The following is a 12068-nucleotide window of genomic DNA, read 5'->3' on the forward strand; positions in this document are numbered from 1 at the left end:
TATACCCGCGTTTGCCATTAGCCCTCGTGTGCAACTATTGTCGGAGCACGTAAAGCGCTCACGCAATCCCTCCTCAGCATGTCAAAGGACCCTGTCATGCCACTCGCACTGCTGGCCCTGGCCATAGGGGCCTTCGGAATCGGCACCACGGAATTCGTGATCATGGGGCTGTTGCCCCAGGTCGGGGCGGACCTCGGCGTCTCCGTGCCGACAGCCGGTTTCCTGGTCACCGGATACGCCCTCGGCGTCATGATCGGCGCACCGATCATGACCGTCCTCGGCACCAGGATCTCCCGCAAGAACATGCTCATGCTGCTCATGGGCCTGTTCATCCTCGGCAACCTGATCTCCGCCGTCGCCCCGGTCTTCGCCGTCATGCTGATCGGCCGGGTGGTGGCCTCGCTGGCCCACGGTGCCTTCTTCGGCATCGGCTCCGTCGTCGCCGCCGAACTGGTGGCGCCGGAGAAGAAGGCCGGTGCCATCTCCATGATGTTCACCGGCCTGACCGTGGCCAACGTCGTCGGGGTGCCCCTGGGTACCTTCGTGGGCCAGAGCGCCGGCTGGCGCGTGACCTTCCTGATCGTCGCCGGACTCGGCGTCCTGGGCCTGGTGGGGGTCGCCAAGCTCGTGCCCGACGTACCCGCGCCGGAAGGGGTGCGGCTGCGGGACGAGGTCGCCGCCTTCAGGAACACCCAGGTCATCCTGGCCATGGCCATGACGGTCCTCGGCTTCGGAGGCGTGTTCGCCGCGATCACCTACATCGCACCGATGATGACCGAGGTCAGCGGCTTCGCGGAGTCCTCCGTGACCTGGCTGATGGTGGTCTTCGGGCTGGGCATGGTGGCGGGCAACCTCCTCGGCGGCCGTTTCGCGGACCGCAAGCTCATGCCGATGCTCTACACCGCCCTGGGCGGCCTGGCGCTGGTCCTGCTGCTGTTCACCTTCCTGGCCTCCGGCAAGGCCGCGTCCGTCGTGGCCGTCTTCCTCATCGGGGCCCTCGGCTTCGCCACCGTCCCGCCGCTGCAGAAGCGCGTCCTGGACCACGCCCACGGCGCCCCGACGCTGGCCTCGGCGGTCAACATCGGCGCCTTCAACCTGGGCAACGCCCTGTCCGCCTGGCTCGGCGGCCTGGTGATCTCCGCCGGTCTCGGCTACACCGCGCCCAACGCCGTCGGGGCCGTCCTGGCCGCCGCCGCCCTGGTGCTGGCAGTCGTCTCGCACCGGCTCGAACTGAGGCCGGCCCGTACCGCCGCGGCCCCAGCCGCGGTCCCCGCCGCCGCCCCGGCGGAAGCCGTCCGCTCCTGATTCACCCATACCCGCGCCGTACCGGCCGCGTGTCCCTCACCGTTCTCCCCTCCTCCCATCGATACAAGGAATGCTCATGAGCACCATCGCCCCCGTGGCCCCGCTGACCGCCGACGACGCGGAGACCCTCGTCCGCGCCGCCCGCCACGCCGCCGACGCGGCAGGCGTCCCCGTCAGCATCACCGTCCTCGACGCCGGCGGGAACCTGCTGGCCTTCCGCCGCGACGAGCGCGCCGTGCTCATCTCCGGCGAGACCAGCACGGCCAAGGCCCGCACCGCCCTGCAGCTGAACGCGGCGACGGCCGACCTGGTCGACCTGGTCAAGCCGGACGGCCCCTTCCACTCCCTGCCCACCGCGCTGGACCGGCCCCTGCTGTTCATCGCCGGCGGGATACCGGTCCACCGCGACGGACAGCTCATCGGCGCCCTCGGTCTCGGCGGCGGCGCCCCCGAGCAGGACCACTCCTTCGCCCGGGCCGCCCTCCGGGCCCTCTGAAACCCACCCCCGGCCAACGGGGCGGCGGCGGCCGGCACCGACGGACCGCCGCCCACTCCGGCCCGACCCACTCACCACGTAAGGACCCCCCGATGACCTCCGTACCGAACGTGACGCTCAACAACGGTGTGACCATGCCGCAACTGGGCTTCGGCGTCTTCCAGGTCCCCGACGAGGAGACCACCGCCGCGGTAGCCAGTGCCCTGGAGGCCGGCTACCGCAGCATCGACACCGCCGCGATCTACGGCAACGAGCGCGGTGTCGGCAAGGCCCTCGCCGCCTCCGGCATCCCCCGCGAGGAGCTGTTCGTCACGACCAAACTGTGGAACGAGGACCAGGGCTACGACCGGGCGTCGGCCGCGTTCGACGCCTCCCTGGACAAGCTCGGCCTCGACCACGTCGACCTCTACCTCGTCCACTGGCCCGCCCCGGACCGTGACCTGTACGTGCAGACCTACAAGGCGCTGGAGAAGATCCTCGCCGACGGACGGGCCCGTGCCATCGGCGTCTCGAACTTCCAGGTCTCCCACCTTCAGCGGCTCATGGAGCACACCGGCATCACCCCGGCGGTCAACCAGGTGGAACTGCACCCCGGCCTCCAGCAGAAGGCGCTGCGCGCCTTCCACGCCGAGCACGGCATCGCCACCGAGGCATGGAGCCCCCTGGCCCAGGGCGCGGTCCTCGATGACCAGGCGATCGTGGGAGTCGCCGAGGCACATGGCGTAACCCCGGCACAGGTCGTGCTGCGCTGGCACCTGCAGAGCGGCAACATCGTGATCCCCAAGTCCGTCACCCCCGCCCGTATCCGGCAGAACCTCGACGTCTTCGGCTTCCGGCTCACCGACGCCGACATGACCGCCGTCGCGGGCCTCGACCGGGACCTGCGCACCGGCCCGGACCCCGACACCTTCAACTGACCCCGAACCGCCCCCGCGGTGCCCGTCCACGTCGGACGGGCACCGCGGGGCGCCGTCGTCACCGCAGCCGCTCCACCGCCCCGACGAGGAGAACGCCCCATGCAGATCGATCTCTCCGGCCGCACCGCCCTGGTCACCGGTTCCACCCAGGGCATCGGCCACGCCATCGCCACCGGCCTGGCCCGCGCGGGAGCCCGCGTCGTCGTCAACGGCCGCGGCGAGGAGCGCGTCGCGCAGGCCGTCCGCACGGTGCGCGAGGGCTCCGGCAGCGACGACGTCACCGGCGCCGTGGGCGACCTGGCGACGGAGGAGGGCGCCGCCGCCGTGCTGGGGACCGTGCCCGACGTCGACATCCTCGTCAACAACCTCGGGATCTTCGGCTCCGTCCCCCCGCTGGAGATCGACGACGCCGAGTGGCGCCGCTACTTCGAGGTCAACGTCCTCGCCTCCGTCCGGCTCATCCGCGCGTACCTGCCCGGCATGAAGGAACGGGGCTGGGGACGCGTCCTCAACCTCGCCAGCGACTCGGCCGTGGTCACCCCCGCCGAAATGATCCACTACGGCATGACGAAGACCTCGCTGCTCGCCGTCAGCCGCGGGTTCGCCAAGGACGCCGCCGGCACCGGTGTCACCGTCAACTCCGTCATCGCCGGGCCGACCCACACCGGCGGCGTCGAGACCTTCGTCCGCGAGCTCGTCGGCGACGAGCTGCCCTGGGACCGGGCGCAGCGCGAGTTCATGGTCGCCCACCGCCCCCAGTCCCTGCTCCAGCGCCTCATCGAGCCCGAGGAGATCGCCAACATGGTCGTCTACCTCGCCTCGCCCCAGGCGTCGGCCACCACCGGCGGCGCCGTGCGCGTCGACGGCGGCTACATCGATTCCATCCTGCCCTGATCCCGGCGCCGGGGCGCCCTTCGTCCGATCATGCGCTCCGACCAAGGTGCCCTGACCGAGACGAAGGCCGTGAGGGCGGGCCTGCTGCCCGAACATCGACGTGGGCACGGAGCGATGTACGACGGCCTGAAGCACGGCCGCATCGACGTCGGTCGGCTGCGGCCGGTGCCGGCCGGGAACGAACGGCCGGCCGGGCCCGGCCGCGAAGAAACTCGCCGCCGCCTCAAGATCTCATCGGCCCGCTCCAGCTCGGCAATTTCCTTCCTCAGCGCCTTGAGCCGGGCCGATTCCTCCGTCGTCGCTTCAGGGATGACCAGGCGAGCGTGGGCGGTTTGGCGAGGGGGACATCGGCGGCCCGGTCGCGTACGGCCCGGCCGGCCGTTTCGGCGTCCGCTCCGGCGGCGACGAGAATGTCCTCGCCGACCTGCAGGGCGCTCGCCCACACCGGGTCGGGAAGATGGTTCGGCCGGTCATGGACGACGCCGAGCACCCGCCGGGTCGCGTCCAGCCGGCTGACGGAGCTGCCGGGTCCACCCGCCAACGTGCTGAGCGCCCCGGAAAGGCCACGCACCGTGGGGGCCACGGCGTGGCGGCCTCGTGCGTCGAGGCCCACCGTGGCGCGGATCAAGGTGAGGCAGCTGTTGCCCAGTAGGCCCAGGCAGCCCGCAGCGACGGCCTCCTGGCGTACGGGGGCTTGTCGCCTGGACCAGTGCGGGGTGCGCCGGGCCGCCGCGAGTGCGTCGTCACGGATGCGGTTCAGGTCGTGGATCGAGGTGTACACGGGGCGCAGTGCGTCCCACAGCTGGGCCGTCCACCGGCCCTCGTCGTCATACGCCTTCTGCAGGGACCCCGCCGTCAGATCGAGGACCTGGCCGAGGGCCCGCAGAGTATCGGCTTCGGCACGGTGCAGCAGGGCGAGTGGGTGAGCGGGGAAGAGGAGCTGGCTGAACACCAGGGCGACACCGGCGCCGAAAAGTGCGTCTTCCACCCGGTCGATGCCTGCCTGTTGCCCCGAGGCGACGGAGATGACGGCGCCGATGGCCGCCTGAGCCATCGTGATGCGCTCGCCGTCGAGAACGAGCGCGACCACGAGCGAGCACAGCACGGCCACGCCGACGGAGAAGATGCCGTCGCCGAGGAGGCGGAAGGCAAGCGCGCCGACGATGACGCCGGCGATCACGCCGGATACGACGCGCACCGCGTTGGTGCCCCGGCCTCCGAGGGGGGTGTTGAGGGCGACCAGCGTGGCCATCGGGGCGAACAGCGGAGTGTGGTGGTCGAAGATCTGCCGGGCCAGCCACCACGACAGCGCGGCGGCCACGGACTGCTGAAGCACGGGCCAGAGACCGCCCCTGACCCGCTGCCATGCGTTGCGCATGCGGGCAGTCTCGCGGCGCCGCAACAGGGGTGCAGAGGGGGTGCGTCCACCTGCCCCAATGTGTTCACCCGGGCCGGTACATCTCCGCGGCACGGCCTGTCCGTTCACCACCGCGGGTCCATGAAGGCTCCGTGACCCGTGAACATCACCGGTGAGCAGTTCACGATCGAGGCAGGCGACTACCGTGCCACCGTCACGGAGTGCGGAGCCGGGCTGCGCGAGCTAGAGCCGACGGCCCGATACCAGTCGCCGGCGACGGCTGCGAGCACCGTGAAGCCTACGGCGGGCACGTCCGCATCCCATGCGCAAGCGTCGGGTGAGCGACTCCCGGCGCGGCACCGAGGAGGGCCATCACGTCGTCACTCAGGTGGCTTTCGCACAGCACCTTGAGCTGCGTCATGAGCGTTGTCCGATGGGAGGTCGGCCGTCGCCGAAGAGGCGGGGATTCGGCTGGTGCCAACCCTGGGCGCCCGGTAGGTGCGCGGCCGGAGCCGGGCCCCAGCTTCCGCGTTCGTAGACGAGCGGCGCCCCGGACGTCGCCAGGACGGGGTCCACGATGCGCCAGCACTCCAGGATGGCGGGGTAGAAGGCGAAGCACTCGGGGTCACCGGCGACGGCTCCATGGAGGATGTTCTCGTACGGGAGAGGCACGCGTCCGAGCACGTCTGCGAAGTCGACACCGACGGGAACGGTCACGGGCGGGGCTCCGGTGTCGCCGCCCCGTACGAGGAGGTCGGCGCGGATACCGATGTCGCCGTCGATGCGGAACCTGACGACGTTGGCCGGGGCACCGGCCTCCTGCGGCCGGCCTGCGGTGTCCGCGGAATCGCTGCGGAACAGCTCCAGCGGGGGCTTGCGCAGCTCGACGACGACCTCGGTGGCCGACACGGCCAGTGCCTTGCCGCTTCGCAGGTAGAAGGGAACGCCGGACCAGCGCCAGTTGTCGATGTAGAGGCGGGTGGCGAAGTACGTCTCGGTGGTGGAGCCCGGCTTGACGCCGTCCACGTCGCGATAGCCCTCGTACTGCCCACGGATGGTGTCGGCCGGGTCCATGGCACGGACGGCGTGGAGCACGCGCCACTTCTCCAGTCCTTGTGCCAGCGCGCTGTTGGAGCTCGGTGGGTCCATGGCCAGGTAGGCGAGAACCTGCAGCAGGTGGTTCTGGACGACGTCGCGCAGGCAGCCGACGGCATCGTAGAAGGAGCCGCGGTCGGCGACGTCGAAGTCCTCGGCCAAGGTGATCTGCACGTTGTCGACGTAGTCGCGGTGCCACAGGGGGGCCAGGAGCGTGTTGGCGAACCGGGAGACCATCAGGCTCTCCACGGCCGCGTTGCCGAGGAAGTGGTCGACGCGCAGCAGGTGGTCCGCGTCGAAGTACGCACTGAGGTCGTCCTGGAGGGCGCGGGCCGAGTCGAGGTCGTGGCCGAAGGGTTTCTCCACGACCAGGCGGGCGTTGCGGTTGAGTCCGGCCTTGGCCAGTGCGGCGGCCACGGTCGTGAACAACGCCGGCGGGATGGCCAGGTAGTGCGTGACGAATCCGAACTTGCCCACGGAATCGCGGAGTCGGGTGAACAGATCTCCGTCGGTGAAGTCGCCGGTGACGATGGACAGACCGGCGGCGAAGCGCGCGAAGACCTGCTCGTCGATGTCGGCACCGGTGGCCAGCACGGCCTGTCGTGCGTGCTCCCGCAATGCCGCGTCGTCCCAGTCCGTCGCGGCGACACCGATGACCGGCACGCCGAGCTTGCCTGCCTCGGTGAGGCGGTACAGGGCGGGCAGCAGCATCTTCTTGGCGAGGTCGCCGGAGATGCCGAACAGTACGAGCGCGTCGGAGCGTTCGAGTTCGGGCGGGGTGAGGGGGATGTCGCTCACGGCGGGCGTCCTTTCGTGAAGCTGCGGCAGTCGGTGCTGTCACCGGGTCCTGGCGTGCTCGGAGTGCGTGGTCTCGGGCGTGTTCCCGAAGCGGGACTGCAGGGCTTCCTGGATCTGTTCGGCGTCGCGGCCGCGGGTCTCGGGGACGTAGCGGCCGACGAAGAAGAACGCCACGACGCAGATCGCGGCGAAGACCCAGAAGGTCTCGCCCTGGCCGAGGAGGCCGGCCAGCGGCAGGAAGGCAAGACTGACGACGAAGTTGGAGATCCAGTTGACAGCCGTGGAGGCGCTGGACCCCTCGGCACGGACGGACGGCGGGAAGATCTCGCCGATGAGCGTCCAGAAGACCGGACCGAGACCGCCAGCGAACGCGGCGATGTAGACCACCATGAACAGCAGGGTCAGGACCGAGTTCATGCCGACCACGAAGGCCAGGCCGAGCATGAAGACGGATACCGCCATCAGTCCCAGCGAGACGAGGACCATGGGACGGCGGCCCACCCGGTCGACCAGTCTGATCGCCACCAGGGTCATGACCAGGTTGATGACACCGATCGCGACCGAGTAGAAGATCGAGTTGGAGGCGCTGAGACCGGTCTGCTGAATGATCGTCGGCGCGTAGTAGATGATCGTGTTGATTCCGCCGAACTGCTGCACCGCGGCCAGGGTCAGTCCGACGATCAGGGCGGGCCGCACATCGGGGGCCGTCAGCCGCTTGCGTGCGTTCCCCTGGTCCGCCGCCGTTCTCTGCTGCTTGGCGCGTTCGTCCGCGATACGCTGCTCGGCGCGCTGGACCAGCCGGTCGGCGGTTGCGTCGTCGGTCACCGATGCGATTCCCTCGTGGGCCCTTTGCTTGCGCCCATGAGTGATCAGCCACTGCGGTGATTCCGGCAGCAGCCACACGGAGGCGATCACGAGCAGGGCGGCCGGGATCGCTCCAACGGCGAACATCGAGCGCCAGCTGCCGCTGCTCGCGAAGACGAGGTTGACGAGGTAGGCGACGAGGATGCCGGTCGTGATCAACAGCTGATTCAAGGTGAGCAGCCGGCCGCGGATCGATGTCGGCGAGATCTCCGACAGGTACACCGGGACCAGGGCCGATGCTGCGCCGACGGCGAGGCCGAGGACGATCCGGCCCGCAAGGAGCATCGGGTAGCCGTTCGCGGCCGTCACGATGATCGTGCCGACGATGAACACCGCACCGATCAGCCCGAGGCTCGGCCGCCGTCCGATCCTCTCCGCCAGCTTGCCGGAGGTCATGGCGCCGATCACGGCACCGATGAGCAGGACGCTCACCACACTTCCCTGCTCGAAGGAGTTGAGGTCGAAGTCCTTCCGGATGTAGAGCAGAGCACCGGAGACCACGCCGGTGTCGAACCCGAACAGGAACCCGCCCATGGCGATGGCACCTGCCCACATCCTGATTTTCCGCAGGCCCGCCGGGGGCACCTCGATCAAGGGCCCGTGGGTTCCCGGCTCCCTGGAAAATCCTTGGACCATGTCGCGTCCTTCCCTGGTGACCCCCGGCACATCCTCGATGACCTGCGGAGACACGGACACCGGACAGGTACATTCGGGTGACGGACACCGCGGCCTCGGGTCGGAGTCAGGAAGGCATGTCAGGTCTTGGGCCGGAAGGCGAGCATGGCGGTGTCGTCACGGCCGTCCGAAAGGTCCTGAAGTCGGCAGTGGCTTCGTTCGCCTTCAAACGGCAGCGTTCGTTCAGCAGTCCGGTGGGCATTTGGTGATCGACTGGCCCGCTGATGTTCACGAGAAAAGAGTCGGTCCGAGGCCCAGGCGCCCGGGACCACGGCGTACCACTCGGTGCTGTCGGCCACCACCGCCCCGCACAGGTCGCACAGCTCGGGCAGGGCCTCGTCCTCGTCGCCGGCATCCGGCTCACCGCGGTCCGTCACAGCATCCGTCTGTCGCCCGAGGCGATCGTCGTCGTCCCGATGCTCCGGGCTTTCGCGGCTTCCGGCCGATCGGCCGGAAGCCGCGACTCGCCGACCTGCACCGACTCGCGGCCGACGTTCAAAAACACCGGCTCAAGTCAGCATCATGACCAGGGCCTGCATGACGAACAGCGCGCACGTGAGAACCGCGAGCACGCCGAAGGACATCTGAATCCAACCGCGGGCCCCGTAGAAGGTGACGAAGGAGCTGAGCACCCCGGCCGCGCCCAGGAGCACCCCGAGCCAGAACACCGGTCCCGCGGAGAAGCGGGACAGCACGCCCAGCGCGGCCATCACGGTCAATATGGTTCCGACCTGCCCCGAGGTCGGGGCACGGCGCGGCGTACGAGAGGCGGGCGTACGGGGCTGGTTCGAGCGCATGTGTCCTCCTCGGGGACGGAAGCGGAATCCTCACGGGCGTGCCGGTGCCAGGACACGTCTGCGGCAAGGACGGCGACCGGGCCGTGAGGGGTTCCGTCCGTTTCCGGCACGGGGTTCGACAGGCACCGCCGCCCCGGTGAGGAGGACCGGGCGCGCTCTCCGCCGCCTCGGGCCCGGCGGAAACGCCCGACCGGTGGTGACGGGCCAGCACCACGCTGCCCGCGTCGCCCCCGGCCCGGTGGCCGGGGACCCGGACCGGTGGACAGCCGTCGCGCCCGTCGGTTCGGGCCGGGGCACCCGGCCGGGGCGCGCCGCCGGTCCGGTGACCGCGGTGCCCGCGCGAACGGGCCGGGGCGGGGCGGGGAGGCCGTGGTCCGGCCCGGTCCGTTCGCGCGGGTGGTTCGCGGCGCTCCGGTGCCTCAGTCGGCGGAGCGGCTCGCCAGGTACTCGGCCATGCCCGCGCCGGTGAGCGGGTAGTAGTCGGACAACCGGGCGCCCTCGTCGAGGCGTTGCCGTGCGAACGCCTCGCGGTCCTGGTGCAGCAGGGCGTCCTCGGCCAGGGGGACGGCGCTGTGCTGCGGCACCACCACGGCGCCGTCCTCGTCGGCCACGATGAGGTCCCCGGGGGTGACCAGGGTGCCGCCGACACCGACCGGGACGTTGAACGCGGAGGGGAAGAGCTCCGTCTGCGAGGCGTAGTGCGGTGTCACGCCGGTGCACCACACGGGCACGCCCAGCGCGCGGATGCGTGCGGCGTCGCGCACCCTTCCGTCCACCACGATGCCCGCGCCGCCGCGCAGTTTGAAGTAACGCACCAGCATGTCCCCGAGGCAGCCCGTGAAGTGGCTCGCGTACGCCGAGACGACCAGCACGTCGCCGGGACGGATGGATTCCAGCACACCCCACAACGCGGTCTTGCGTTCGATGTCCTCCTGCTCCGCGCCGGAGAACACGTCCTCGCGCTGTGGCAGGAACTGCAGGGTCACGGCACCACCGGTGATCTTGACGTCCGGCTCCCGGTGCAGGGGCACGGGGCCGTCGATGAAGGTGCGGGTGATGCCCATCTGGTGCAGTTTCGCGCAGGCGGTGGCGGCGCTCACGTCCGCGAGTGCCTCCACCATGCGCGCGGTCGGCCGCACGAAGGACGAGGTGTGGACCGGAGCCCGCATCGATGCGTAGGTCTCGGCCTCCCCCGTCGACGCCGTTTCTCGGTCCCCGGTCGGGTTCATTCGCATGCCTCTCCGCGTACTCCGCCGCACGCAACGCCAGTGACATTATCGCCTATCGATGGTAGATAACAGCCGACCAATGAGAACTGTCAACAGCGGCAGGAGAGTTCAGTGCCCCCAGCATCCGTCGGTTGGTTCGACGCCGCGCGCTTCGGACTGTTCGTCCATTTCGGCCTGTACAGCCTCGCCGCGCGGCACGAGTGGGTCCGCGGCCGGGAGGCCATGTCCCAGTCGGAGTACGACCGTTACCTGCGGAAATTCGATCCGGACCTGTTCGACGCGAGGGAACTGGCCCGCGCGGCCCGGAAAGCCGGGATGCGTTACGCCGTACTGACCGCCAAACACCACGACGGGTTCTGCCTGTTCGACTCGGCCCTGACCGACTACACCTCGGTGCGTGCCGCGGGCCGGGACCTGGTGGCCGAGTTCGTGGAGGCCATGCGTGCCGAGGGGCTGCGGGTGGGGCTGTACTACTCGCTGCTCGACTGGCACCATCCGGACTTCACCGTCGACCAGCACCATCCGCTGCGCGGCATGGACGCGGCCGACGAGCCCCGGGACATGGCGCGCTACCGCACGTATCTGCACGGCCAGGTACGCGAGTTGCTGACCGGTTACGGCCCGGTCGACCTGCTCTTCCTCGACTTCGCCTATCCCGGCAAGGGGCCGGCCGAGTGGGGTGCGGAGGAACTGATGTCCATGGTCCGCGAGTTGCAGCCGGGCATCCTCGTCAACGACCGGCTCGGCGTCCCGGGCGACTACGTGACGCCCGAGCAGTACCAACCCGACCGCCCGCTGGAACGGGACGGTGCGCCGGTGCGGTGGGAGGCGTGCCACACGCTCAACGGCTCCTGGGGGTACGACCGGGACAACCACGAGTACAAGGACCCGGCGATGCTCGTGCGGATGCTGGTGCAGTCCGTCGCCTGCGGGGGCAATCTGCTGCTCAACGTCGGTCCCACCGGCCGGGGTTCGCTGGATCCTCGGGCCCGGGAGACGCTGCGGGCCGTCGGCCGGTGGATGGTTCCGCACGCGCGGGCCGTGCACGGCGCCGGACCGAGCAGCTTCGAGGCGCCGCCGAACACCCTCTGCACGCAGTCCGGCCGGAATCTCTATCTGCATCTGCTCTCGTGGCCCCTCAAGCACCTCCATCTGCCCGGTCTCGCCGGGCGGGTGCGTTACGCGCAACTGCTGCACGACGGTTCGGAGATCAGGTTCCACGAACTGGACGGGGCGCAGCACGAGCACGTCAACATGGCCCCGCCCGGCCGTGCTCCGGGCACGCTCACGCTGACGCTCCCGATCGTCCGGCCGGACGTGCTGCTCCCGGTGATCGAGCTCGAACTGGACGACGAGTGAGGGCGTCACGGCCTCTTCCCGCAGGTGGCCGACGCCGGTCGCCGGTCCGCGCACCGGCGACCGGCTCCGATCCGGGACCGTTCGGCGGGGCCGCGGGGATCCGGGCGGACGGATTGGCTGCAGCACCCTTGAACATGCCGGGGTGCCACCCATAGCATCAGTAATCGATAGACGATAGTTCTCCCGAGTGAGACCCCAAGGTGCCGGGCCATCCCCGGCCCCGCCCTCACCACGTGTCAGCGAGTCCCCGTGCCACCCCGGCAGCTCGCCCGCCCTCCCCTG

Annotated in this window: 10 protein-coding genes and 1 pseudogene; 5 read left to right on the forward strand and 6 right to left on the reverse strand. The window is 70.1% G+C overall.

Annotated features, from left to right (window positions below):
* The first annotated feature begins 96 nt into the window (after positions 1-96).
* The 4 genes from ACFYW1_RS21415 (at position 97) to ACFYW1_RS21430 (ending at position 3612) form a co-directional block, all read left to right on the forward strand.
* Positions 97-1305 (forward strand): MFS transporter, encoded by a 1209-nt coding sequence (locus ACFYW1_RS21415; protein WP_388995237.1) that lies wholly within the window; start codon positions 97-99, stop codon positions 1303-1305.
* A 76-nt stretch (positions 1306-1381) separates the two neighbouring features.
* A complete protein-coding gene (locus ACFYW1_RS21420) occupies positions 1382-1801 on the forward strand; it encodes a heme-binding protein (protein ID WP_388995240.1) in 420 nt (139 codons plus the stop codon).
* Between the two features lie 92 nt (positions 1802-1893).
* Complete coding sequence (locus ACFYW1_RS21425; RefSeq protein ID WP_388995243.1) at positions 1894-2718, forward strand: aldo/keto reductase; 825 nt, start codon at positions 1894-1896, stop codon at positions 2716-2718.
* Between the two features lie 99 nt (positions 2719-2817).
* On the forward strand, positions 2818-3612 hold the full coding sequence (locus tag ACFYW1_RS21430; RefSeq protein ID WP_388995246.1) for an SDR family NAD(P)-dependent oxidoreductase: 795 nt from the start codon (positions 2818-2820) through the stop codon (positions 3610-3612).
* 265 nt (positions 3613-3877) lie between these two features.
* Here the strand turns inward: ACFYW1_RS21430 and ACFYW1_RS21435 are convergent, their stop codons facing one another.
* From ACFYW1_RS21435 to ACFYW1_RS21460, 6 genes are all read right to left on the reverse strand, one after another.
* Entirely contained in the window at positions 3878-4990 is a 1113-nt protein-coding gene (locus ACFYW1_RS21435) for an aromatic acid exporter family protein (RefSeq protein WP_388995249.1), read from the reverse strand.
* A 396-nt stretch (positions 4991-5386) separates the two neighbouring features.
* A complete protein-coding gene (gene zwf / locus ACFYW1_RS21440) occupies positions 5387-6862 on the reverse strand; it encodes a glucose-6-phosphate dehydrogenase (protein ID WP_388995252.1) in 1476 nt (491 codons plus the stop codon).
* A gap of 39 nt (positions 6863-6901) precedes the next feature.
* Positions 6902-8362, reverse strand: coding sequence for a sugar porter family MFS transporter (locus ACFYW1_RS21445; RefSeq protein ID WP_388995255.1), 1461 nt, complete (start codon positions 8360-8362; stop codon positions 6902-6904).
* A 119-nt stretch (positions 8363-8481) separates the two neighbouring features.
* Positions 8482-8778, reverse strand: coding sequence for a hypothetical protein (locus ACFYW1_RS21450; protein WP_388995258.1), 297 nt, complete (start codon positions 8776-8778; stop codon positions 8482-8484).
* A gap of 132 nt (positions 8779-8910) precedes the next feature.
* Complete coding sequence (locus tag ACFYW1_RS21455; RefSeq protein WP_388995261.1) at positions 8911-9198, reverse strand: hypothetical protein; 288 nt, start codon at positions 9196-9198, stop codon at positions 8911-8913.
* A gap of 419 nt (positions 9199-9617) precedes the next feature.
* Positions 9618-10433, reverse strand: coding sequence for a ribonuclease activity regulator RraA (locus tag ACFYW1_RS21460; protein WP_388995264.1), 816 nt, complete (start codon positions 10431-10433; stop codon positions 9618-9620).
* A gap of 87 nt (positions 10434-10520) precedes the next feature.
* Here ACFYW1_RS21460 and ACFYW1_RS21465 point away from each other — a divergent pair.
* Positions 10521-11786: pseudogene (locus ACFYW1_RS21465) on the forward strand (alpha-L-fucosidase); the annotation flags it as partial.
* Between the last annotated feature and the right edge of the window lie 282 nt (positions 11787-12068).

Origin of the sequence: Streptomyces sp. NPDC002669 (assembly GCF_042889165.1) — a bacterium.
Lineage (GTDB): Bacteria > Actinomycetota > Actinomycetes > Streptomycetales > Streptomycetaceae > Streptomyces.